At 73.8% G+C, this 23,078-nt stretch carries 18 protein-coding genes; 15 read left to right on the top strand and 3 right to left on the bottom strand.

Annotation, left to right across the window (positions count from 1 at the left end; translation table 11 throughout):
- Window positions 1-37 precede the first annotated feature (37 nt).
- The 14 genes from AMK16_RS06490 (at window position 38) to AMK16_RS06420 (ending at window position 16,662) form a co-directional block, all read left to right on the top strand.
- Window positions 38-2,431: a collagenase gene (locus AMK16_RS06490; RefSeq protein ID WP_073909599.1), complete on the top strand. Its 2,394-nt coding sequence runs from the start codon at window positions 38-40 to the stop codon at window positions 2,429-2,431.
- 80 nt (window positions 2,432-2,511) lie between these two features.
- On the top strand, window positions 2,512-3,687 hold the full coding sequence (locus AMK16_RS06485; protein WP_073909598.1) for an NAD(P)/FAD-dependent oxidoreductase: 1,176 nt from the start codon (window positions 2,512-2,514) through the stop codon (window positions 3,685-3,687).
- Window positions 3,688-3,825: 138 nt separating this feature from the next.
- Window positions 3,826-4,137 (top strand): (2Fe-2S)-binding protein, encoded by a 312-nt coding sequence (locus tag AMK16_RS06480; RefSeq protein ID WP_073909595.1) that lies wholly within the window; start codon window positions 3,826-3,828, stop codon window positions 4,135-4,137.
- Window positions 4,118-5,854, top strand: a complete 1,737-nt coding sequence (locus tag AMK16_RS06470; RefSeq protein WP_079191345.1) for an FAD/NAD(P)-dependent oxidoreductase — start codon at window positions 4,118-4,120, stop codon at window positions 5,852-5,854. The genes AMK16_RS06480 and AMK16_RS06470 overlap by 20 nt, the downstream gene beginning before the upstream one ends.
- A 78-nt stretch (window positions 5,855-5,932) precedes the next feature.
- Window positions 5,933-6,871 carry a dihydrodipicolinate synthase family protein gene (locus tag AMK16_RS06465; RefSeq protein WP_073909588.1) on the top strand — a complete coding sequence of 313 codons (939 nt, stop codon included), beginning with the start codon at window positions 5,933-5,935 and terminating at the stop codon, window positions 6,869-6,871.
- An 11-nt stretch (window positions 6,872-6,882) separates the two neighbouring features.
- On the top strand, window positions 6,883-7,887 hold the full coding sequence (locus AMK16_RS06460; protein ID WP_073909586.1) for a proline racemase family protein: 1,005 nt from the start codon (window positions 6,883-6,885) through the stop codon (window positions 7,885-7,887).
- Window positions 7,884-8,921 (top strand): proline racemase family protein, encoded by a 1,038-nt coding sequence (locus AMK16_RS06455; RefSeq protein ID WP_073909584.1) that lies wholly within the window; start codon window positions 7,884-7,886, stop codon window positions 8,919-8,921. Before AMK16_RS06460 ends, AMK16_RS06455 begins: the two co-directional genes overlap by 4 nt.
- A complete protein-coding gene (locus tag AMK16_RS06450; RefSeq protein ID WP_338014416.1) occupies window positions 8,918-9,865 on the top strand; it encodes an ornithine cyclodeaminase family protein in 948 nt (315 codons plus the stop codon). The genes AMK16_RS06455 and AMK16_RS06450 overlap by 4 nt, the downstream gene beginning before the upstream one ends.
- Before the next feature lie 55 nt (window positions 9,866-9,920).
- Window positions 9,921-10,640, top strand: a complete 720-nt coding sequence (locus tag AMK16_RS06445; RefSeq protein ID WP_073909582.1) for a GntR family transcriptional regulator — start codon at window positions 9,921-9,923, stop codon at window positions 10,638-10,640.
- Between the two features lie 246 nt (window positions 10,641-10,886).
- A complete protein-coding gene (locus tag AMK16_RS06440; RefSeq protein ID WP_073909580.1) occupies window positions 10,887-12,629 on the top strand; it encodes an ABC transporter substrate-binding protein in 1,743 nt (580 codons plus the stop codon).
- Between the two features lie 22 nt (window positions 12,630-12,651).
- A complete protein-coding gene (locus AMK16_RS06435; RefSeq protein ID WP_073909577.1) occupies window positions 12,652-13,656 on the top strand; it encodes an ABC transporter permease in 1,005 nt (334 codons plus the stop codon).
- Window positions 13,653-14,639 (top strand): ABC transporter permease, encoded by a 987-nt coding sequence (locus AMK16_RS06430; RefSeq protein ID WP_073909575.1) that lies wholly within the window; start codon window positions 13,653-13,655, stop codon window positions 14,637-14,639. The genes AMK16_RS06435 and AMK16_RS06430 overlap by 4 nt, the downstream gene beginning before the upstream one ends.
- Window positions 14,639-15,688 (top strand): ABC transporter ATP-binding protein, encoded by a 1,050-nt coding sequence (locus tag AMK16_RS06425; RefSeq protein WP_073909572.1) that lies wholly within the window; start codon window positions 14,639-14,641, stop codon window positions 15,686-15,688. Before AMK16_RS06430 ends, AMK16_RS06425 begins: the two co-directional genes overlap by 1 nt.
- Window positions 15,685-16,662 (top strand): ABC transporter ATP-binding protein, encoded by a 978-nt coding sequence (locus tag AMK16_RS06420; RefSeq protein ID WP_073909570.1) that lies wholly within the window; start codon window positions 15,685-15,687, stop codon window positions 16,660-16,662. The genes AMK16_RS06425 and AMK16_RS06420 overlap by 4 nt, the downstream gene beginning before the upstream one ends.
- An 83-nt stretch (window positions 16,663-16,745) precedes the next feature.
- Here AMK16_RS06420 and AMK16_RS06415 read toward each other — a convergent pair whose 3' ends face one another.
- Window positions 16,746-18,803, bottom strand: coding sequence for a S9 family peptidase (locus AMK16_RS06415; RefSeq protein ID WP_073909568.1), 2,058 nt, complete (start codon window positions 18,801-18,803; stop codon window positions 16,746-16,748).
- Window positions 18,804-18,958: 155 nt separating this feature from the next.
- Between AMK16_RS06415 and AMK16_RS06410 the strand changes: the two genes are divergently transcribed.
- Window positions 18,959-20,434: an MFS transporter gene (locus AMK16_RS06410; protein ID WP_443333539.1), complete on the top strand. Its 1,476-nt coding sequence runs from the start codon at window positions 18,959-18,961 to the stop codon at window positions 20,432-20,434.
- Between the two features lie 32 nt (window positions 20,435-20,466).
- Here the strand turns inward: AMK16_RS06410 and AMK16_RS06405 are convergent, their stop codons facing one another.
- Together AMK16_RS06405 and AMK16_RS06400 are read right to left on the bottom strand one after the other, a co-directional pair.
- Window positions 20,467-21,882 carry a cytochrome P450 gene (locus AMK16_RS06405; RefSeq protein WP_073909566.1) on the bottom strand — a complete coding sequence of 472 codons (1,416 nt, stop codon included), beginning with the start codon at window positions 21,880-21,882 and terminating at the stop codon, window positions 20,467-20,469.
- A 334-nt stretch (window positions 21,883-22,216) separates the two neighbouring features.
- A complete protein-coding gene (locus AMK16_RS06400) occupies window positions 22,217-23,041 on the bottom strand; it encodes a helix-turn-helix transcriptional regulator (protein WP_073909564.1) in 825 nt (274 codons plus the stop codon).
- Window positions 23,042-23,078 lie beyond the last annotated feature (37 nt).

The raw sequence follows: 23,078 nt of genomic DNA, 5'->3' as shown, positions 1-23,078 counted from the left end.
CCATGTCCCCCACCTCCCCTCCCCTCAGGAGTCCTTGGTGTTCCAGCACAGAGCTGTGCGTACGTCCCTCCTCTCCGCCGCCGTCGCCGTCACCCTCCTCGCCACCGCGGGCCAGGCCGTGGCCCGGGCCGCCGACCCGGGGGCCTCCGTCGCCACCGCGCCGGGCGGCCAGGCGCCCGCCACCTTCTCCGCCGGCGCTCCCGGCGCGCCGAACCCCTTCGACGAGGTCGACCGCCTCGCCGCGGCGCCGGACAACACCCCCGCACCCGCCCCGGCCCCCGGAACCGGCCAGGCCGCCTCCGGCAGGGTCCCCGGCGCCGCCACGGCCGCCACCGCCCCGGCCGAGCGCACCGAGAAGAGCCGCAGCGCCGCCGCCCAGGCGGCCCCCGTCGCGCGGAGCGTCGCCGGGGGCGTCCCCTGCACCCTGGACGGGATCACGGGCCTCGCCCCCGAACAGTTCGCGGACTTCCTCGCCGACCCGGCCGTCCTCGCCGACGGGTGTCTGAGGGGACTCCTGTGGACCTGGGACGCCCGCCTCGCGCCCGTCATGTCCGACGCGCACGTCCAGGCCGTGTCCCGCCGGATATCCGGCCTGGCCGCCGCCCACGACGGCCGCAACTCCTCCCACCTGGAGGAGATGTTCACCTACCTGCACGCGGTCGCCTACCACGACTACTCCCGCTCCGAGATCGACGTCACCGACGCCCCGACCGTGAACGCCATGCGTCAGGCCGTCGCCGATTTCGGCGCCGCCGCCCGGTCCTTCGACGTGACCCGGACCAACGCCAACAGCCTGCGCGAAGCCCTCTACGCCGCCAGCGCGCCCGGCCTGCGCCAGCACCAGCTCGGCCTGATCAAGAAGGTCCTGGCCACCATGGACCCGGCCCACCCGGCCACCCACCTGGACTCCGGCTGGGCGGGCGCCGCCCTGGCCGCCCTCTCCGTCAACTACCTGGGCGTCTACCCGGGCAACCAGGACGCCGCCTTCCACGCGGCGGTGGCCGCCGACCCCGCGTACCGCGCGGCCTTCAAGGCCTTCTCCGGCTACACCCACCTCGCGGGCACCGGCAACGCCTGGGTGGCCCGCGACGCCCTGGCCGAATACGGCCGCTTCGGCCAGGTCGCCGGCCTGCGGGACCAGGTCGTCGCGGACCTCGGCGCACTCCTGGCCCCGGTCAAGTCGGGCCTGGGCAGCGAGCCCTGGGCCAAACTCGTCTCCTGGCTGAACTTCTACGGGGCCTGCAAGCCGTACGCGGTGTGCAAGGAGGACATCGAGAAGCAGCTCTTCCCCCACACCTACTCCTACGACAACGGCGGCATCAAGGTCCGCACCGCCCTCGACCAGGCCACCGTCGACCAGCTCTACTACGCGAGCAAGCAGGTCAAGTCGCAGTTCCACCGCGTGCTCGGCACCGACCAGCCGCTCGCGGGCGACCCCAACACCACGCTGAACATCGTGCTCTACGCCTCCCGCGCCGACTACGAGAACTACCACCCGATCCTGACCGGCTACGGCACCAACAACGGCGGCATCTACATCGAGGACGGCGCCACCTTCTACACCTACCAGCGCCGCGTCCCGCAGGACTCCTCCCTCACCCTGGAGGAGCTCTTCCGCCACGAGTACACGCACTACCTCAACGGCCGCTACGCCGTCCCCGGCTCCTTCGGCGAAGGCCCCTGGTACGAGGGGGACCGCACGACCGCCATGGACGAGGGCACCGCCGAGTTCTTCGACGGGTCCACCCGCGACAACGGCATCGCCGTCCGCAAGTCCCTGGTGCAGAGCATCATCAGCGACACCTCCGGCGGCGGCCCGCGCATGAGCGTCGAGCAGCTGCTGAACGCCACCTACGACGGCGACGGCTTCCGTTTCTACAGCTACGCCGGCACCTTCTTCGAGTTCCTGTGGACCGAGAAGCCCAGCCTGCTGCGCGAGATGTACACCCACCTGCGCACCAACGACGTGGCGGGGTACGACGAGTGGCGCCACCGGACGGGTGCGGACACCTACCTCCAGCGCGACTACGACCGCTTCCTGAGCGCGCAGATCGCCAAGGTCGCCCAGCTCTACGTGCCGAACACCTCCTTCACCCCCAACGACCGGCTGCGAGAGGCGACCCTCGGCCCCGTGAAGGCGGCCTTCGCCGCGGCCACGTACAACACACCGGACTGCGTGGAGAACGGGGACGCGGGCAAGCGCCGCTTCACCTGCACCGGCCGGATCAGCGCGAACCTGAAGAACTGGCGCAGCGACGACCAGAACTTCAAGGACATGTCCGAGACGGTGGACTACTTCATCCTCGACCGGGCGGGCGCGGCCTCCAACAACCTGGCCGACATGAACTGCTCCTTCGGGCCAGTGGAGATCTGGACCAACAAGAAGGCGGGCACGTCGCCTTACACCTGTGAGGGCCCGCTCCGCAGCTGATCCCCACCGGACCCGTCCCGCCGCCCGAGGGGGGCGGGACGGGTCTGGGCAGCCCTAAAAGAATGTGACATATTACTGCCGTGCTCAAGAGACATCCCTGGGACGTCGTGATCATCGGCGCCGGCGTCGTCGGCGCGGCCTGCGCGTACCACGCCGCCCGCGCCGGCCTCTCCGTGGCCGTCGTCGACCGCGGCCCCGTCGCGGGCGGCACCACCGGCGCGGGCGAGGGCAACCTGCTCGTCTCCGACAAGGAGGCCGGCCCGGAACTCGACCTCGCCCTGCTGTCGGCGCGGCTGTGGCGCGAGCTGGCCGCCGCCCTCCCGCAGGAAATCGAGTACGAAGCCAAGGGCGGCCTCGTCGTCGCCCCGGACGGGGCTTCGCTCCAGGCGTTGCGGAGCTTCGCGGAAGGCCAGCGCAAGGCCGGAGTCGAGGCGGCCGAGGCGGGGGCCCGGGACCTGCGCGCCCTGGAGCCCCATCTGGCCCCGGGCCTCGCGGGCGGCTTCCACTACCCGCAGGACGCCCAGGTCCATCCCGCCCAGGCGGCAGCCCGGCTGCTGGCAGCCTCGGGCGCCGCGCTGCACCTCGGCGAGGAGGTGACGGCCGTGCTGCGGGACGCCGCGGGCGCGGTGCGGGGCGTCCGCACCACCCGGCGCGAGATCAGCGCCCCGGCGGTGGTCAACGCGGCGGGAACCTGGGCCGGATCCGTCGCGGACCTCGCCGGGGTGCGACTGCCCGTCCTGCCGCGCCGCGGCTTCGTCCTGGTCACCGAACCCCTGCCGCGCGTCGTGCGGCACAAGGTCTACGCCGCCGACTACATCGCGGACGTCGCCAGCGGATCGGCGGCCCTGCAGTCCTCGGCGGTGGTGGAGGGCACCCCGTCGGGCCCGGTCCTGATCGGCGCCACCCGGGAGCGCGTCGGCTTCGACCGCGGCCTGTCCGCCGAGGCCCTGCGCCGGCTGGCCGCCCAGGCGGCCGCCCTCTTCCCGGTGCTCGCCGATGTCCGGGTGATCCGCGCCTACCACGGCTTCCGGCCCTACCTCCCCGACCACCTCCCGGCGATCGGCCCGGACCCTCGCGTCCCCGGGCTCCTGCACGCCTGCGGTCACGAGGGCGCGGGCATCGGGCTCGCCCCGGCGACGGGCCTGCTGATCGCCGCCGCCCTGACGGGCTCCCGGCCGCCGCTGGACCCGTCCCCCTTCGTCCCGGCCCGCTTCGACCGCCCCGCTGCGGTGCGGAGCGAGGGCCCGCGCCCATGACCCCGCCACAACCTCGGCGCCGGCCGCCCCGCCCGCGGAGTGGTGGCGGCACGCGGCTGAGGGCGACGCCACGACGCCACGACGCCACGACCCTCCGGTCCGGTGCCGGAACCGGCCCCACCCCGAGGAGGACCCCCGATGCGCAGCCCCCGCTCACTGGTCGGCGGCAGTCCGGCCGGGCAGTTCACGGTCGCCTTCGACGGCCGTGAACTGTCCGCGCAGGAAGGCCAGTCCGTCGCCGCCGTCCTCTGGTCCGCCGGGATCCTCGCCTGGCGGACCACCCGCGTCACCGGCGCCCCGCGCGGCGTGTTCTGCGGGATCGGCACCTGCTACGACTGCCTGGTCACCGTCAACGGCCGCCCCAACCAACGGGCCTGCCTGATCCCCGCCCGCCCCGGGGACACCGTCACCACGCAGGAAGGAGACGGCCATGCCGACCTCACCGTCTGACCCCGCGGACCCCACCGCGGCCGACACCCCGAACGATGTCGTCGAGCCCCCCGCAGGGGCCCGGGGCGCCGCCGCCGTGCCCGTCGGATCTGCCGCGGGCACCCCGGCCGGCCCCGCCGAGTCCGCCGCAGGGGCTCCGGCTGAGGCCGCCGGACGCGTCGGATCTGCCGCAGGCGTGGCGGCCGGGCAGGCCGGGGGCCCTCTCGTCGGCCCCGGCGCGGGCACCCCGGCCAGCCCCGCCGAGTCCGCCCCAGGGGTCCCGGCCGATGCCGCCGGTCCCGCAGCAGGGGGTCCGGTTGGCGCCGTCGAGCCCCCCGCAGGGGCCCGGCGGGCCGCCGGTGACGTGGTGGATCTGGCCGTCGTCGGCGCCGGGCCCGCCGGGCTGGCCGCCGCCGTCGTCGCCGCCGGGCACGGGCTGCGGGTCGCGCTCCTCGACGCGGGGGAGCAGCCGGGCGGGCAGTACTACCGCCGCCCCGCGCCCGGCCTCGGCGCCGCCCGGCCCGAGGCCCTCCATCACGGCTGGGCCGCCTTCGCCGCCCGCGAGGCCGGCCTGCGGGCCCACGTGGCGGCCGGCCGGATCCGCTACCTCCCGGCCCACCACGTCTGGTCGGTGCTCCCGGAGGGGGACGGCTGGCGCCTGCACGCCGTCACCGGCCACGGCCCCGGGGAGCGCGCCGCCGGCGTCCCGGCCCGCGCCGTCCTCATCGCGACCGGCGCCCACGAGCGGCAACTGCCCTTCCCCGGCTGGACCCTCCCCGGAGTGATCGGGGCCGGGGGAGCCCAGGCCATGCTCAAGGGCGGCCTGGTGCTCCCCGGCCGGCGGGTGGTCGTCGCCGGGAGCGGACCGCTGCTGCTCGCGGCGGTCCGTTCCCTCGCCGCCGCCGGAGCCACCGTCCCCGCGGTCGTGGAGGCCGCGGCCTACACGGCGTACGTCCCGAACGCCCCTGCCCTGCTGCGCAACCCCGCGAAGCTCGGCGAGGGCGCCGTCTACGGCGGCTCCCTGCTGCGCCACCGGGTCCGCCTCCTGACCCGGCACGCCGTCACCGAGGCCCACGGCGCCGACCGGGTCGAGGCCGTCACCGTCGCCCGGCTCGACCGCGACTGGCGCCCGCTGCCCGGCACCGCCCGCCGGATCCCCTGCGACGCCCTCGCCGTCGGCCACGGGCTCGTGCCCCAGCTGGAACTGGCCACCGGCCTCGGCTGCGCCACCGGCCGCGACCTCGACGGCACGCCCGCCCTGGTGCTGGACGCCGGGCAGCGCACCACCGTCCCCGGCGTCTGGGCCGCCGGGGAGACCGGCGGCATCGGCGGCGCCGGACTCGCCTTCACCGAGGGGGAGATCGCCGCGCACGCCATCGCCGGCCGGCCGGTACCCGCCGTGCTGCTGCGCCGCCGCTCCCGGCTGCGCGCCTTCGCCGGGGCGATGGCCGCCGCCCACCGGCCCGGCCCCGGCTGGAGCGGGTGGCTCCGGGACGACACCGTCGTCTGCCGCTGCGAGGAGGTGCCGGCCTCCCGGATCCGGGAGGCCGCCGAGGACCTCGGCGCGCGGGACGCCCGTACGGTCAAACTGCTCACCCGCGCCGGCATGGGCTGGTGCCAGGGCCGCATGTGCGGTCCGGCCGTCGCCGCCCTCGCCGGTGAGGAGCCCGCAGCCGGCCGGCGGCCGCTGTCCTGCCCGGTCCCGCTGCGCCATCTCGCCGAACTTCCCCCGGCCTGAGCCCGATCGGGGCGTCCCGGCCCTTGTGGCCGACTCGCACCCACTAGTAAAATGTCACACACCACTCTAGGAGTCCACATGACCCTCGCGCACACCCCCGCGCCGGACCCGGCGCAGCACCCGGCCCCCCGCAGCCGCCCCTGGCACGGCATCATGGTCGCCACCGCGCTCCCGCTGCGCGAGGACCTCACCGTCGACTACGACGCCTACGCCGAACACGTGGCCTGGCTGATCGGTTCCGGTTGCGACGGGGTCGTCCCCAACGGCTCCCTCGGCGAGTACCAGACCCTCACCGACGAAGAGCGGGCGCGCGTCGTGCGCACCGCGGTCGAGGCCGCCGGCGACGGCGCCCGCGTCATGCCCGGCGTCGCCGCCTACGGCAGCGCCGAGGCCCGCCGCTGGGCCGACCAGGCCGCCGAGGCGGGCGCCGGCTCCGTCCTCCTGCTGCCGCCCAACGCCTTCCGGGCCGACGAGCGCACCGTACGCGCCCACTACGCCGAGGTCGCCCGCGCCGGACTGCCCGTGGTGGCGTACAACAACCCCATCGACACCAAGGTGGACCTGGTCCCCTCCCTGCTCGCCCGGCTGCACGCCGACGGCTCCGTCGTCGCCGTCAAGGAGTTCAGCGGCGACGTGCGCCGCGCCTACGAGATCGCCGAACTCGCCCCCGGCCTCGACCTGCTCATCGGCGCCGACGACGTCCTGCTCGAACTCGCCCTCGCCGGCGCGGTCGGCTGGATCGCCGGCTACCCCAACGCGCTGCCGCAATCCTGCGCCACCCTCTACCGGGCGGCCGTCGCCGGAGACCTCGCCACCGCCCTGCCCCTCTACAAGTCCCTGCACTCCCTGCTGCGCTGGGACTCCAAGACCGAGTTCGTCCAGGCCATCAAGCTCTCCATGGACCTGGCGGGCCGCCCCGGCGGCGCCACCCGCCCGCCGCGCTTCCCGCTGACCGGCGAGACCGAGGCCGCCGTCCGCGCAGCCACCGAGAAGGCCCTCGCCGAGGGCCTCGTCTAAGGGAGAACCCCATGCGCACGCGCCACGTCTACCACGCGGTGGACTCGCACACCGAGGGCATGCCCACCCGGGTGATCACCGGGGGAGTCGGCGTGATCCCCGGCGCCACCATGGCGGACAAACGGCTCCACTTCATCGAACACGCCGACCACCTGCGCACCCTGCTCATGTACGAGCCGCGCGGGCACTCCGCGATGAGCGGCGCCATCCTCCAGCCGCCCACCCGCCCCGACGCCGACTTCGGCGTCCTGTACATCGAGGTGTCCGGCCTGCTGCCCATGTGCGGGCACGGCACCATCGGGGTCGCCACCGTCCTGGTCGAGACCGGCATGGTGCCCGTCGTCGAACCGGTCACCACCGTGCGCCTCGACACCCCGGCCGGCCTGGTCAGCGTCGACGTCCGGGTCGAGGACGGGGCGGCCACCGCCGTCACCCTCACCAACGTGCCCTCCTTCTGCGTCGGGCTCGACCTGAAGGCGCAGGTCCCCGGCTACGGCACGATCACCTACGACCTGGCCTACGGCGGCAACTTCTACGCCATCGTCGAACTCGACGCGCTCGGGCTCCCCTTCGACCGCGCCCGCAAGGACGACCTGCTGGCCGCCGGACTCGCCGTCATGGCGGCGGTCAACGCCTCCGGCGACCGGCCCGTCCACCCCGAGAACCCCTCCATCGCCGGGGTCAAGCACGTCTACCTCGCCGCACCCGGCTCCGACGCCCACCGCTCCCGGCACGCCATGGCCATCCACCCCGGCTGGTTCGACCGCTCGCCCTGCGGGACGGGCACCAGCGCGCGCATGGCCCAGCTGCACGCCCGGGGCCTGCTGGAACTGGGCGCGGACTTCGTCAACGAGTCCTTCATCGGCACCGAGTTCACCGGCCGCCTGGTCGCACGGACCACCGTCGGCGGACTCCCCGCCCTCGTGCCCACCATCACCGGACGGGCCTGGATCACCGGCACCGCCCAGTACTTCCTCGACCCGGCCGACCCCTTCCCCGCCGGCTTCCTCCTGTGAACGGCCCCCGCTTCCCGGTGCGCACCACCGACTACCACACCGCCGGGGAGCCCTTCCGGATCGTCGACACCACCGACGGCGCCGACGCCTTCCCGCCCGTCCCCGGCGACACCGTCGCCGAGCGCTGCGCCACCGCCGTCGGACCGGGCGGATCCGCGTCGGCCCCCCGCCCGGGCGCCCTGGACGACGTACGGCGCCTGCTGGTGCAGGAGCCGCGCGGGCACGCCGGCATGTACGGGGGGTTCGTCGTCCCGCCCGACGACGAAGGGGCCCACTTCGGGGTGCTGTTCTGGCACAAGGACGGCTACTCCACCGCCTGCGGCCACGGCACCATGGCACTGGGCGTCTGGGCCGTGGACACCGGCCGGGTCACCGCCCCGGACCAGGGGGACGCGCAGGTGCGCATCGACGTGCCGTCGGGGCGGGTCACCGCCACCGTGCACCGGGACGCCGGCCGCACCACCGGCGTCACCTTCCGCAACGTGCCGGCCCGGGTGAGCGCCCGCAAGGTGCCCGTCGCCACCTCACTGGGCCTGGCCGACGTCGACATCGCGCACGCCGGAGCCTGCTACGCCTCGCTCGCCGCCCGCGACCTCGGCCTCGACGTCTCCCGCGGCTCGCTGCCCGCCCTGGTGCGGGCCGCCCGGGAGGTCCGGGCCGCGCTGGCCGCCCACCCCGCCACCTGGCACCCCGGCGGGCCGCTGCTCTCCGGGGTCTACGGCGTGATCCTCCACGAGGAACGTCCCGACACCCCCTCCGGGCCGCACCAGCGCAACGTCACGGTCTTCGCCGACGGGCAGGTCGACCGCTCGCCCTGCGGTTCCGGCACGTCCGCGCGCCTCGCGCTGCTCGGCGAGGACGGGCGGCTCGGCCCCGGCGAGGACCTGCTGCACGAGTCGGTGACCGGCACGGTCTTCACCGGGCGGATCCTGCCCGGCGCGGTCACCGAGATCAGCGGCAGCGCCCACCGCACCGGCGAGCACACCTTCGTGAGCGACCCGTACGACGCCCTCGGCGCCGGATTCGCCTGGTGATACCGCAGTGGGGCCCCGAGGAGACGGCCCGGCTGCTCTCCCCGGCCGCGGCGGCCGACGCCCTGGCCGCCGCGCTGCGGGCCGGGCTGGACCCGGAAGCCTGCCCGCAGCGCACCAGCCTCCCCGTGCCGGGCGGTGAACTGCTGATGATGCCGGCCGCCGACGGGGCGTACGCCGGGGTCAAGATCGCCGGGGTGGCGCACGGCAACCCGGGCCGCGGGCTGCCCCGGATCACCGGTACCTACCTGCTGCTGGACGGCCCCACGCTGCGCCCGCTCGCCCTGTTCGACGGGGCGGCCCTGACGGCCCTGCGCACCCCGGCGGTCTCCGCGCTGGCGCTGCGCCACCTGCTCCCGGCGGGGGCGGGAGCGCCGCGGCTGGTCCTCTTCGGCTCGGGGCCGCAGGCGTACGGGCACCTGGACGCGGTCCTCGCGGTGCGCGAGCCCGCGGAGCTGGTCGTCGTCGGACGAAGCGCCCGGGGCGCCGGGCAACTCGCCGCGCACGCCCGCGCCCTGGGCCTGCGGGCGCGGACCGGCGTTCCCGGCGACGTGGCCGGCGCGGACCTGGTCCTGTGCTGCACCACCGCCCGGGAGCCGCTCTTCGACGGCCGACTGGTGGCTCCGGGTGCCACCGTCGTGGCGGTCGGCTCGCACGAGCCGGGGGCCCGCGAGACCGACTCGGCGCTCGTACGGCGGTCCGCCGTGTACGTGGAGTCGCGCGCGGCGGCCCTGCGCGAGGCGGGGGACCTGCTGGTCCCGGAGGAGGAGGGCCTGATCGGTCCGGGCCACATCGCGGGGACCCTCGCGGACCTCGTCGCGGGCCGGCGGCCCGCGGGCGGCCGGAGCGGTTGTCCACAGCTCTTCAAGAGCGTGGGCATGGCCTGGGAGGATCTTGCCGTGGCGGTCGCGCTGTTCCAGGCCGCCGGGGCACACAGCGAAACGTGACATTGTACGCTGTTGCCCTGCACGCCGGTGGTGTGAGGGGCTCGGAGGAAAAGCAGTGGGTGACCTGAAGCAGCACAGTCTCATCAAGGCGCAGGAAAGGCTTCGCGACCAGGTCGGCCACGCCCTCCGAGCCGCGCTGATAGCGGGTGAACTGCGCCCCGGGAGCGTCTATTCGGCCCCCGGGCTCGCAGCCGAGCTGGGCGTTTCGGCCACCCCGGTGCGCGAGGCCATGCTCGACCTGGCCCGGGAGGGCCTGGTGGAACCCGTCCGCAACAAAGGGTTCCGGATCACCGAGGTCAGCGAGCGCGACCTGGACCAGTACACCGAACTGCGCACGATGATCGAGGTGCCGACCATCGGGCGGATCACCAAGACCGCCACGACCGAGCAGCTCGAAGCCCTGCGCCCCATCGCCCAGGAGATCGTCACCAGCGCCCGCGACCACAACCTCATCGGCTACCTGGAGGCGGACCGCCGCTTCCACCTCGGGCTGCTCGGGCTCGCCGGCAACGACCGCCTCGTCGAAACCGTCGGGGACCTGCGCAAGCGCTCCCGCCTGTACGGGCTCACCGGCCTGGACGAGGCCGGCAAGCTGGTCTCCTCCGCCGAGGAGCACATCGAGCTCCTCGACCTGATGCTCACGGGAGACGCGGAAGCCGCCGAGGCGTGCATGATGCGCCACCTCGGCCACGTCCGCTCGCTCTGGGCCCAGGGCCGCGACGAGCCGGTGGGCCGTCCCGCCAGCCGGCTGGGCGCCGGCTCCGCCAAGGGCTGAACCGGCTGAACCCGCCCGCTCCGCCGGGGCCCGGACCGTACGGTCCGGGCCCCGGCTGTCTTTCGTGTCCGGGGAAGCGGCCGCGGTGGGAAGTGGACACGGGTGGATAACGGAGGGCCCCACCCCTTGTCAGTGCAATTTCACATTACTATGTTACCGGTCACATCGTAGGGCGTCCTGTCCAGCCTCCAGGACCCTTCCCCAGGCCCGTCCCCGGCCCCGTCCGGCCCTGCACTGGAGTGACCCATGACCAAGCGCGCCCCACTCGCCCTCGCCACCACCCTGGTGGCCGCTCTCGCACTCGGTGCGTCGGGCTGCTCCGACCCGAAGAAGGACGCGGCGGCCGCGGGCGCCCCCAACCCGGCCGCGGGCAGCGCCGGCAAGGTCCTCGGCGGCGCCCCCGTCAAGGGCGGCACCCTCACCGTCCTGTCCAACCAGGACTTCGCGCACCTCGACCCCGCCCGCAACTGGGTCATGCCGACCATGGACTTCGCCACCCGGCTCCTCTACCGCACCCTCGTCACCTTCAAGGCCGAGCCCGGCGCCGCGGGCAGCGAACTGGTCCCCGACCTCGCCACCGACCTGGGAACCCCCACCAACGGCGGCCGCACGTGGACCTTCACCCTCAAGGACGGCGTGAAGTACGAGGACGGCTCGCCGGTCAGGGCCCAGGACGTCAAGTACAACGTCGAGCGCTCCTTCGCCCCCGACCTCACCGGCGGCCCCGACTACGCCGCCCGGTACCTGGCCGGCACCGAGGGCTACAAGGGCCCCCTGGGCGGCAAGCACCTCGACTCCGTCAAGACCCCCGACGACCGGACCATCGTCTTCGAACTGGCGCGGCCCGTCGCCGAGTTCTCCGCGACCGCGACCCTGCCGACCTTCGCCCCCGTACCGCAGGGCCAGGAGAAGGGCACCCGGTACGACGCCCGCCCCTTCTCCTCCGGCCCGTACAAGATCGAGTCCTACGACCGCGACAAGAAGCTGGTCCTGGTCCGCAACGAGCACTGGGACCCCGGCACCGACACCGTGCGCAAGGCATACCCCGACAGGTTCGTGGTCGTCATGGGCCTGGGGGGCGGGCAGATCGACGACCGGATCATCGCCGGCGAGGGCGCCGACGCCTCCACCGTCCAGTACGCCGACATGCGCCCCGAGAGCGCCTCCAAGGTGCTCCCCGCCCCCGCCGTCAAGGCACGGCTGCTGGCCGAATCCCAGGGCTGTACCGAGATGCTGTACCTCAACAACTCCCGGGCGCCCTTCGACGACCCCAGGGTGCGCCAGGCCATGCAGTACGCCGTCGACAAGGAGGCCGTCATCACCGCGGGCGGGGGACCCGCGCTCAACGAGATCGCCACCGCCTACCTGCCCCCGGCCCTCTCGGGCGGCAAGCAGGCCGACACCCTGAAGATCGCCCCCGCCGGCGACCCGGCCAAGGCCAGGGAACTCCTCAAGGCCGCGGGCAAGGAGAAGATGAAGGTCTCCCTGTCCGTGTCCACCGGCGACAAGGCCAAGGCCGAGGCCCTCCAGCAGGGCCTGTCCCGGGCGGGCATCGAGGTCGTCGTCGACACCGTCGACCCCGGGGCCTACTACGACGTCATCGGCGACCTCTCCACCACCCCCGACATGACGCTGACCGGCTGGTGCCCCGACTACCCCTCCGGATCCACCTGGATCCCCTTCGTCTTCGACGGCCGCACCATCAAGGACAAGGGCAACCAGGGCAACTACAGCCAGTTCCGCGACGAGGCCACCAGCAAGCGCATCGACGAGATCAACGCCATGGCCGACGCCAGGCAGGCCGGCCAGGCCTGGATCGACCTCGACGCGGAACTCATGAAGAAGTCCCCGTCCGTCCCGATCCTCCTGGAGCGCAAACCGCTGCTCGTCGGCCCCAACATCGCGGGTGCCTTCGGCCACCCCGTGTGGACCGGCACCATCGACTACGGCACGGTCGGCCTCAAGGACCCCTCGAAGAGCCAGGGCTGAGGACGAGGGAGCCACCGACACCATGACCACCACCGCACCCGGCGCCGGCGGCCAGGCGGCCCCGCCTCCCGTTCCGGACGGGACACCGGCCCCCGACACCGCCGAGGACGCGCCCGCGGCGGCAGCCACCGGCAGCAGCCCCTGGCAGCTCGCCCGCCGGGAACTGCGCCGCCGCCCCGCCGTGCGCGTCAGCCTCTGCCTCGTCCTCCTCTTCGTCCTCATGGCCGCCACCGCCCCCTGGCTCGGCGCGCTCGGCGGGTGGGCCCCCGAGGAGTTCGACAAGGCCGCCGTCGACCCCTACCTGGGGGGCCGGCCGCTCGGCTCCTTCGGCGGGATCAGCCCCGAGCACTGGCTCGGCGTCGAACCCGTCACCGGGCGCGACCTGTTCGCCCGCGTGGTCCACGGCGCCCAGGTCTCCCTCCTCATCGCCTTCGCCGCCACCGCGATCGTGGTGGGCGCAGGCACCGCCGCCGGGATCGCCGCCGGCTACTTCGGCGGCCGCACCGACGCGGTCCTGTCCCGGCTCATGGACGTGACCATGTCCTTCCCGTCGCTGATCTTCATGATCGCGATGCTGTCCGTGGCCAAGGACGTCAACCGGATCCTGCTCATGACCACCGTCATCGGCGTCTTCGGCTGGCCCGGCGTCGCCCGCGTCGTGCGCGGCCAAACCCTCTCCCTCAAGCACCGCGAGTACGTGGACGCCGCCCGCGTGGGCGGCAGCACCCCCTGGCGCATCCTGACCCGCGACATCCTCCCCGGCGTCTCGGGCCCGGTCATCGCCTACACCACCCTGCTCGTCCCCGGCATGATCAGCACTGAGGCGGCCCTGAGCTACCTCGGCGTCGGCGTCCGGCCGCCCACCCCCTCCTGGGGCCAGATGATCGCCGAGTCCGTCGCCTTCTACGAGACCGACCCCACCTACTTCGCCATCCCGAGCGTCTTCCTCTTCCTCGCCGTGCTCGCCTTCACCCTGCTCGGCGACGCCCTGCGCGACATCCTCGACCCGAGGGGCGGCCGCACGTGATCCTCTACCTCGCCCGGCGGCTGCTCGCCCTCGCCGGCGTGCTCCTCGCCATCGCCGCCGTCACCTTCCTTATCTTCCACGTCCTGCCCTCCGACCCGGCGGCCGCCGCCTGCGGCAAGACCTGCAGCCCCGAGCGGCTGGCGGACGTACGGGAGTACCTCGGCCTCGACGAGCCCCTGTGGAAGCAGTTCGCCGACTTCCTGACCGGCATCTTCACCGGCCGCACCCTCGGCACCGGCCAGTACGCCGTCCGCTGCGGCTTCCCCTGCCTGGGCTACTCCTACGAGAACTCCCTGCCCGTGTGGGACCTGCTGACCGACCGCCTCCCGGTCTCCGCGTCCCTCGCCGTCGGCGCCGCCGTACTGTGGCTGGTCCTCGGCCTCGGCGCCGGTGTCACCGCGGCCCTGCGCAAGGGCACCGCCACCGACAAGGCACTGATGGTCGGCGCGGTCGCCGCCGCCTCGCTGCCCGTCTACTTCACCTCCGTCATGCTCATCCACGGCGTCATCCGCATCGCCGGCCTCCTGCCGTATCCCGCCTACCGGCCCTTCACCGAGGATCCGCTCGCCTGGGCCTCGAACCTGCTCCTGCCCTGGACCGCCCTGGCGCTGCTGTACGCCGCCATGTACGCGCGCCAGAGCCGCGGTTCGATGATCGAGGCCATGGCCGAGCCCTACATCCGCACGGCCCGCGCCAAAGGCATGCCCGAACGCACGGTCGTCGTCAAGCACGGCCTGCGCTCCGGGATGACCCCCATCCTGACCCTCTTCGGGATGGACCTCGGCGGGCTGCTCGCCGGAGCCGTGATCACCGAGTCGATCTTCGGACTCCCAGGCGTCGGGCGGCTCTTCTACGGGGCCCTGGTCAGCTCCGACCAGCCGGTGGTCCTCGGGGTCACCCTGCTCGCCGCCTTCTTCATCGTCGTCGCCAACCTCGTCGTCGACCTCCTGTACGCCGTCATCGACCCGAGGGTGAGGTACTGATGGCCGCAGCGCCGACCGCTCCGCTCCTCGACGTGCGCGACCTGCGCGTCACCTTCACCACCCCGCGCGGCCCCGTGCGGGCCGTCGACTCGCTCGCCTTCACCGTCGAGGCCGGACGCACCCTCGGGATCGTCGGCGAATCCGGTTCGGGCAAGTCGGTCACCTCACTGGCCGTCATGGGCCTGCACCGCGGCGCCGAGGTCACCGGTTCCGTCACCCTCGCCGGACGGGAGCTGGCGGGCCTGTCCGAACGGGAACTGGCCGGGGTCCGCGGCCGCCGGATGGCCATGATCTTCCAGGACCCCCTCTCCAGCCTGCACCCCTACTACACGGTCGGCGAGCAGATCGCCGAACACTACCGGGTGCACTTCGGGGCCGGACGGGCCGCCGGCCGCAGGCGCGCCGTCGACATGCTCGGCGAGGTCGGCATCCCGGAACCGGCCCGCCGCGCCGGTGAGTACCCGCACCAGTTCTCCGGCGGCATGCGCCAGCGCGCGATGATCGCCATGGCCCTGGCCTGCGAACCCGACCTGCTGATCGCCGACGAACCCACCACCGCCCTGGACGTCACCGTCCAGGCCCAGATCCTGGAACTGATCGCACGGATCCAGCAGGAACGCGGCCTCGGCGTCGTGATGATCACCCATGACCTCGGGGTGGTCGCCCGCGTCGCCCACGAAGTGCTGGTCATGTACGGGGGCCGGGCCGCCGAACAGGCGCCCGTCGACGACCTGTTCGCCGATCCCGCCCACCCGTACACCCGGGGCCTGCTCGACTCGCTGCCCCGCCTCGACACCGCCGACGACGAACCGCTGCCCTTCATCCCCGGCTCCCCGCCGTCCCTGCTCGCACCCGCTCCCGGCTGCGCCTTCGCCCCCCGCTGCCCGCGCGCCGCCGCCCGCTGCCGTGAGCGTCGTCCGGAACTCACGGCCTACGGGAACGGGCACGGGGCCGCGGCCACAGGAGTGGCCCCCGGCGGGGGCGGCCCGGCCCGGAGCGTGGCCTGCCACTTCGCCGGCACCCGCACCGCCGAGGAGGCGACCCGATGACCACCACGGCCCCCGGGCCCCTGCTGTCCGTCCACGACCTGACGATGGCCTTCCCCGGGAAGCGCTCCGCGACCGGGCGCCGGGGGGCGCCCGTGCGCGCCGTGGACGGGGTCTCCTTCGACCTGGCGGCCGGAGAAACCCTCGGCCTGGTCGGGGAGTCGGGCTGCGGCAAGTCCACCACCGGCAGGATGCTGGTGCGCCTCCTGGAGCCGACCTCCGGGCGGATCGCCTTCGACGGCCGGGAGATCGGCCGGCTGTCCCAGAGTGCGCTGCGGCCGCTGCGCAAGGACATCCAGATGGTCTTCCAGGATCCGCACTCCTCCCTCAACCCCCGCCAGAGCGTCGCCCGGATCATCTGCGACCCCATGCTGGTGCAGGGCTGGAGCGCCGGGGCCGCCCGCCGGCGCGCCGCCGAGCTGATGGAGCTGGTCGGCCTGATCCCCGAGCACATCGACCGCTACCCGCACGAGTTCTCCGGAGGGCAGGCCCAGCGCATCGGGATCGCCCGCGCGCTGTCCACCAGTCCCCGGCTGATCGTGGCCGACGAACCCGTCTCCGCCCTCGACGTCTCCGTACAGGCCCAGATCGTCAACCTGATGGAGCGGCTGCGCGCGGAGCTGGGTCTGGCCTACGTGTTCATCGCGCACGACCTGTCGGTGGTCAAACGCGTCAGCGACCGGGTGGCCGTCATGTACCTCGGCCGGATCGTCGAGATCGGGGACCGGACGTCCCTCTACGAGGACCCCCGGCACCCGTACACGCGGGCGCTGTTGTCCGCCGTACCGCTGCCCGACCCGGTGGCGGAGCGGCGGCGGGAGCGGATCGTGCTGCTCGGGGACCCGCCGAGCCCGGCCGCTCCACCCCCGGGCTGCACCTTCCACCCGCGCTGCGCGGAGGCGCGGGAGATCTGCCGCGCGGAGCGGCCGCTGCTGCGGCTCGCCGCCGGCCGCGAGGTGGCCTGCCACCTGGTCTAGAGGCCCGGGGCGCGGGGGCCCGCGGACAACGGCGTCCGCGGGCCCCCGCGCGCGGAGTGGACCGCCTCGGTCCCTGCCCGGCTTCAGGCCAGTTCGCGGCGGAAGAACTCCAGTTCCAGCGCCATCACCTTCTCCCGGATCCCGCCGGGCGTCATGTGGGTGACACCGGGCAGTGCCAGCAGCTGGTGGGGGTGGCCCGCGTCCGTCAGCGCCTGCGACAGCCGCAGGGTGTGGGAGGGGTGGACGTTGTCGTCGGCCAGGCCGGTGACCAGCAGCAGCGGCCGGGTCAGCCGCGGCGCGTCCGGGATCAGGCAGTTCCGTTCGTAGACCTCGGGATGGTCCTGCGGCAGCCCGAGGTACCGCTCGGTGTACGCCGTGTCGTAGTGCCGGAAGTCGGTGGGCGCGGCGCCGGCCGCCGCCGCGTGGAAGAGGTCGGGGCGGCGCAGTACGGCCATCGCCGACAGGTAGCCGCCGTAGGACCAGCCGCGGACGCCGACCCGGCCGAGGTCCAGGTCCGGATGGCGCGCGCCGAGGGCCCGCAGGGCGGCGGCCTGGTCCTCCAGGGTGACGTCGCAGAAGCCGCGGTACACGGCGTGGGTGAAGGCGGGCGAGACGTAAGGGGTGCCCCGGTTGTCGATGGTGACGACGGCGAAGCCCTGGTCGGCCCACCACTGGCGGGCCTGCCAGCGGCGCGGCTCGGCGGACACGTCCTGGAAGCCGGGGCCGCCGTAGCTGTCCAGCAGTACGGGCAGCCGGCGGCCGGGGACGTGCCCGCGGGGCAGCACCAGGGCGGTGGGGACCGCGTGCTCGGTGACCCGCTCCAGGACCGGGACCACCCGGTAGGGCAGCGGCTGGGAGAGGTCGCCGGGGGTGAACTCCCGGCCGTCGGGGGTGCGGACGGTGCGCCGGATCCCGTCGGCGTCGGCGGAGGTCAGCAGCAGCGTCCCCGCCGAGGCCTGCACGGCGTGCACGCCGGGCCCGTCGGCGAGCGGGGTGTGCTCCCCGGTCGCCGGATCCAGCAGGAGCACCTGCTGTTCGGCGGGGTCGCGCAGCCCGGCCTCGATCAGCAGCAGGCCGTCGTGGACCCCGGCGAAGGCGCGCACCTGGACCCCGTCGCCGGTCAGCGGCCGTCCGTCGAGCGCGAGGGCGCGGGCCGCGCCGCCCGGGGTGTCGACGGCGGTCAGCATCCGCCCGTCCGGGAGGCGGGCCGGGGTACCGGGCACCATCGGGTCCACCCACTGGGGGTGCGTGGTGCGCGACAGCTCGCGGGTGCGGCCGGTGGCCGGGTCGGCGCTGAGCAGCAGGACGGTGCGCTGGAGCCGGTCCTGGACGGTCAGCAGGATCTCCCCGGCGGACTCCCAGGACGCGTCCGAGACGTACGGGTAGGCCTGCGCGTCCCAGTCGAGGCGGATCCGTTCCCCGGCGGGTCCGAGTACCCACAGCTGGACCTCGGCGTTGGGGCCGCCCGCCTCGGGGTACGCGAAGTCCTCGGCCGGGAGCTCGGGGTGTGCGGGGTCGGTGAAGTGGCGCCGCGGCAGGGCGCTTTCGTCGACGCGGGCGGCCAGGAGGCTCACCCCGTCCGGTGACCACCAATGGCCCCGGGCGCGGCCCAGCTCCTCGGCGGCGGCGAATTCGGCGACGCCCCAGCGGGCCCCGTCGTCGGGGCTGACCCGGCCGCCCGGGGTGACGTACAGGGCGTCGGCGGTGACGTAGGCGGTGCGGGTGCCGTCGGCGTCGGGCCGGGGATCCAGGGCGGGTCCGGCCGCCGGAAGCTCCTCGGGCGGTCCGCTGCCGTCGGCGCGGACCGCGTACAGGCGCCCGTAGAGCGCGAAGACGGCGCGCCGGCCGTCGCCGGAGAGCGCGTACGAGCCGATCCCGGCCGCGACGAGGCGGATCCGCTCGCGCAGCCTGCGCTCGGCGACGGGCAGTTCTCCGGGCTCCGCGCACAGCTCGCGGGGATCGGCGAGGCGGGTCTCGGCGCCGGTCGCGGTGTCGAGGACCCAGAGGCTGTCGGAGGCATCGGTGGGACCGGTGGAACGCAGGAACCAGAGCAGCCGGCCGCCGTCGCCGAAAGCGAAGGCGCGCGGGGCCCCGTGGGTGAACCGGGCCGTGGCCGCGGAGAGCCTGAGGAAGTCGTCCATGATCGCAGTCTGGCATGTGACATATCACATTGCCTAGACTGTTCGAGTGGTGACCCCCGAAGCGCGGGCTTAGCGTCGACTAGGTGGACCCGAACGCACAGCCGAGCACCACCGGGACCGGCGGCACGGTCCGAGGCGGCGGACACGGGCTTGCCCTGCTCGTCATCGCGTCCTGCCAGCTCATGGTCGTTCTCGACATCACCATCGTGAACATCGCGCTGCCGCACATCCAGACCGCACTCGGCTTCTCCACCGAGAGCCTCTCCTGGGTCGTCAACGCCTACACCCTGACCTTCGGCGGACTGCTGCTGCTGGGCGGACGCGCCGGCGACATCCTCGGCCGCAGACGCGTCTTCGTCTTCGGCGTCCTGCTCTTCGGCCTGGCCTCGCTGCTGGGCGGATTCGCCCAGAACGCCGGCCAGCTGATGGCGGCCCGCGCCCTCCAGGGCGTCGGCGGCGCCGTCGCCTCCCCGACCGCGCTCGCCCTGATCACCACCACCTTCCGCGAAGGCCCCGAACGAAACCGGGCGTTCGGCGTGTTCGCCGGCGTCTCGGCCGGCGGCGGCGCGATCGGGCTCCTCGCGGGCGGCATCCTGGTCGAGTGGCTCAACTGGCGGTGGGTCCTCTTCGTCAACGTGCCGATCGCCGTGCTGATCGCCCTGGCCACCCCGCGGGTCATCCGCGAATCCCAGCGCCACCCCGGCCACTTCGACGCCGCGGGCGCGCTGCTGTCCACCCTCGGCATGGTCGCCCTCGTCTACGGCTTCATCCGCGCCTCCCAGGAGGGCTGGACGGACCCGCTGACCCTGGGCTCCTTCGGCGCTGCGGTGGCCTTGCTCACCCTGTTCGTCCTGAACGAGCGGCACTCCCCCCAGCCGATCACCCCGCTGCACATGTTCGCCGACCGCAACCGGGCGGGGACGTACGCGATCATGCTCCTGTTCGCCTGCGCGATCTTCGGCATGTTCTTCTTCCTGACCCTCTTCGTGCAGAACGTCCTCGGCTTCAGCCCGCTGCGCGCCGGGCTGGCCTTCCTGCCCATCAGCGCCATGATCGCGGTCACCGCCGGGATCACCTCGCAACTCCTGCCCCGGTTCGGGCCCAAACCCTTCATGGTGACCGGCTCCCTCTGCTCGGCAGGCGGGCTGGCCTGGCTCACGCAGATCGACGTCCACTCGACGTACCCGGGCAGCATCCTCGGCCCGATGCTGCTGTTCAGCGCGGGCATGGGCATGCAGTTCGTCTCCCTGACGCTGATGGCCCTCTCCAACGTCCCCGACCGGGAGTCGGGCGCGGCCTCCGGCCTGCTGAACTCCATGCAGCAGGTCGGCGGCTCGCTGGGCCTGTCCATCCTGGTCACGGTCTACGGCACCGCCAGCCGCACCGAGGCCAAGGACCAGGCCGGCGCCTTCCTGCGCACCGCCACCCCCGAGCAGAAGGCCTTCCTCGCCCGGACGAAGCAGTTCCCCAAGCCGTGGAGCGACCAGGTCCTCACCTCGGGCGTGACCGCGGCCTTCATCGCGGGGGCGGCCTTCACCCTGCTCACGGCGCTGATCGCGCTGTTCGTGATCCAGGTCCGGCCCTCGGACCTGGAACGCCTCAAGGGCCACCACACCCCCGCGGCGGTCTGACCCGCGCGGAGCCGACCGCGGTGGCGCGCCGGTCAGGCGGTGCCGGGCCGCCGCGAGGACCCCGGGCCGTCCGCGCGACGGATCCGGCAGCGCGCCGGACCCTCCGCCCGCAGCGTGATCGCGGCGCTGACGGGGATGTCGGTGTCCACGGCCTCGAATTCGTACGCCCGCAGGATCATCGCCAGCGCGATCACCGACTCCAGCATCGAGAAGTGCTGCCCGATGCAGGCGCGCGGTCCGCCGCCGAAGGGGAACCAGGCGTAGCGCGGGCGCCCTGCCTCCGCCTCCGGGGCGAAGCGGCCGGGATCGAAACGGTCCGGGTCCGGCCAGTGCAGCGGGTGGCGGTGCGTCACCCACGGCGCGAGGATGATGTTCGCGCCGGCGGGGATGGCGTGCCCGCCGACCTCGGTGGCGGCGACCGCCTTGCGGCCGATGATGGGGGCGGCCGGGTAGAGCCGCATCGCCTCCTTGAGGACCTGCGTGAGGTAGGGGAGGCGGTCCAGGTCCGCCGCCTCGGGCGTACGGTCGCCCAGCACCCGGGAGATCTCCTCGCGCGCCAGGCGCTGCTCCGCCGGATGGCGGGCCAGCAGGTGCAGGGCGAAGGCGAGGGAGGTGGCGGTCGTCTCGTGCCCGGCGAGCAGGAAGATCAGCACCTGGTCGCGCAGCTCGCCGGCGTCGAACTCCCCGTCGTGCGAGCTGCCCGCAGCGGCCAGCAGCGTCAGCAGGTCCTCGCCGCCACCACCGCCCGCGGCCGCGGTGCGCCGCTGCGCGATGATCCTGTCGCAGACGGCGTAGAGCTCGTCCAGTGCGGCGGCCGCCCGCCTGTTGGCCGGGGTCGGCCAGCTGCGCGGAACGTTGGCGGGGGAGTAGCCGCGCCGCAGCACGTACTCCGTGATGACGGGGAAGCAGCGGTCCACGACGTCGACCGTCGCCTCCACGTCGGTGCCGAAGAGGATCCGGGCGACCGCGCGCAGCGCCAGGTGCATCATCTGCTCGGTGACGTCGACGACGCCGCCGGGCGCCTGCGACCAGGAGTCGACGACCGACGCGGTCTCGGCGGCGACGGCCCCCGCGTAGCCGTCCACCCGCCGCCGCGTGAACAGCGGCTGCACCAGCCGGCGCTGGCGCAGGTAGTCCTCGTCCTGGCTGGTCAGCAGACCGTTGCCGAAGGAGTCGCGGATTTCCTGGTAGAAGGGGTTGTCCTTGCGGAAGTTGGCCGCCTGGGAGGCGAGCACCTGCTGGGCCCCCTCCGGGGAGAAGACGCAGTACAGCTCGGCCCGCAGCCCGGGCGGACCGGCCGTGATCCGTACGACGTCCCCGTGCCGCTGCTGGGCCCGCAGGTAGGTGCCGAGCGAGTCGGACTTCAGGTCGAACAGCGACCCCAGCAACGGCGCCCCCGCCAGGACGGGCACCTCCGCTCCGACACCAGCGCTCGTCTCGACTGCCATGGCCGCCCCCTCGCTCCGTACCGATGCCCCGATTCTCCGGGCCACGGGCCCCATTTGGCGAGGATTCCCGCGCCATCAGGCCGGATCCCGCCGGTGACCACCCGACGAGCGCGCGCCCCGGGACACGCCGGAGCCCCCGGTGCTCCCGGGCGGGGGGAGTGACGGGGGCTCGTCGTGCGGCGGACACTGCCTCGACTGGACGGCCGGTGCACACGAGGAAGAAGCCTCCGGGGCGGTCAAGCGCCCTGGCTGAGGCCGGCGGCCGTCGGATCCTGCTCGCGCAGCGGGGTGAAGGCATCAGGTGACGCGAATGGACGGTTCGACGTCGCCGTGCTCATAACCGGTCCAATGCCGACTGGCTCTCATCGTCCGCGGCGCGGCAGATCATCAACCGCTGGTCCGGATCTTGGAGTGGCATCAGTACTTCGAAGTGCACGGCGATCACACCGGCGCCCGGATGCCGCAACACCTTGTGTCCGCGGCCGTTGATCTCGATGTCCTGCTCGGCCCACAATCGCGCGAATTCCTCGCTATGGGTGGTGCATTCAGTGATCAGGTGGGTCAATGCCTGATCCTCTGGGTGCGCGGCCCAGGCTGCGCGCAGGTGGGCGATTCCCTCCCGAACGACGCGTTCGCGGTCGACATAGAACTCGCGTATTTCCGGGTGTACCAGGCACAGCCACATCGCATTGCGCTGCGACGGCGGCAGGCTGTCGAAATCCAGCAGCAGCCTCGCCATTTCACCGTTCCAGGCCAGGATGTCGTAGCGGTGGTTCATCAGCATGGCCGGCAACGGCGACAGGTCGGCGACCAGCCGGGCCAGCGGCGGCGCTGCAGTGGTGGCGGCCCTGTCGGCGTTGCGGGGGCGCTGCTGGGCCAGGTTGAAGAGGTAGGCGCGCTCGTTCGGGGCCAGGCGCAGCGCCCGCGCCAGCGCCTCCACCACGTTCGCTGAGGGCCGCAGCCCGCGTGCCTGTTCCAGCCGCACGATGTAGTCGATGCTGACCCCGGCCAGTTCGGCGACCTCTTCGCGGCGCAGTCCCGGGGTCCGCCGCGCCTGCTGACGCGACGGCAGGTTGAAATCGCGCGGGTCCAGGCGTTCGCGCCGGGTCCGAAGGAACGCGGCCAGCTCCTGTGTCGTGTCCACGGTGCGGGTCGTCATGTCTGGTCCAACAGCCAGGGTAGGACTGGTGTTCCCA

It is taken from the genome of Streptomyces sp. CB00455 (assembly GCF_001905445.1).
Lineage (GTDB): Bacteria > Actinomycetota > Actinomycetes > Streptomycetales > Streptomycetaceae > Streptomyces.
The sequence above is the reverse complement of the archived record's forward strand: the minus strand, read 5'-3'. Positions and strand labels throughout refer to the sequence as shown.

Excerpts from the sequence above, each read along its gene's own strand:
- AMK16_RS06460 (WP_073909586.1), top strand. The coding sequence starts at position 6,883 with ATGCGCACGCGCCACGTCTACCACGCGGTGGACTCGCACACCGAGGGC.
- AMK16_RS06440 (WP_073909580.1), top strand. The coding sequence starts at position 10,887 with ATGACCAAGCGCGCCCCACTCGCCCTCGCCACCACCCTGGTGGCCGCT.
- AMK16_RS06415 (WP_073909568.1), bottom strand. The coding sequence starts at position 18,803 with ATGGACGACTTCCTCAGGCTCTCCGCGGCCACGGCCCGGTTCACCCAC.
- AMK16_RS06400 (WP_073909564.1), bottom strand. The coding sequence starts at position 23,041 with ATGACGACCCGCACCGTGGACACGACACAGGAGCTGGCCGCGTTCCTT.
- AMK16_RS06405 (WP_073909566.1), bottom strand. The coding sequence starts at position 21,882 with ATGGCAGTCGAGACGAGCGCTGGTGTCGGAGCGGAGGTGCCCGTCCTG.
- AMK16_RS06435 (WP_073909577.1), top strand. The coding sequence starts at position 12,652 with ATGACCACCACCGCACCCGGCGCCGGCGGCCAGGCGGCCCCGCCTCCC.
- AMK16_RS06470 (WP_079191345.1), top strand. The coding sequence starts at position 4,118 with ATGCCGACCTCACCGTCTGACCCCGCGGACCCCACCGCGGCCGACACC.
- AMK16_RS06425 (WP_073909572.1), top strand. The coding sequence starts at position 14,639 with ATGGCCGCAGCGCCGACCGCTCCGCTCCTCGACGTGCGCGACCTGCGC.
- AMK16_RS06465 (WP_073909588.1), top strand. The coding sequence starts at position 5,933 with ATGACCCTCGCGCACACCCCCGCGCCGGACCCGGCGCAGCACCCGGCC.
- AMK16_RS06480 (WP_073909595.1), top strand. The coding sequence starts at position 3,826 with ATGCGCAGCCCCCGCTCACTGGTCGGCGGCAGTCCGGCCGGGCAGTTC.
- AMK16_RS06420 (WP_073909570.1), top strand. The coding sequence starts at position 15,685 with ATGACCACCACGGCCCCCGGGCCCCTGCTGTCCGTCCACGACCTGACG.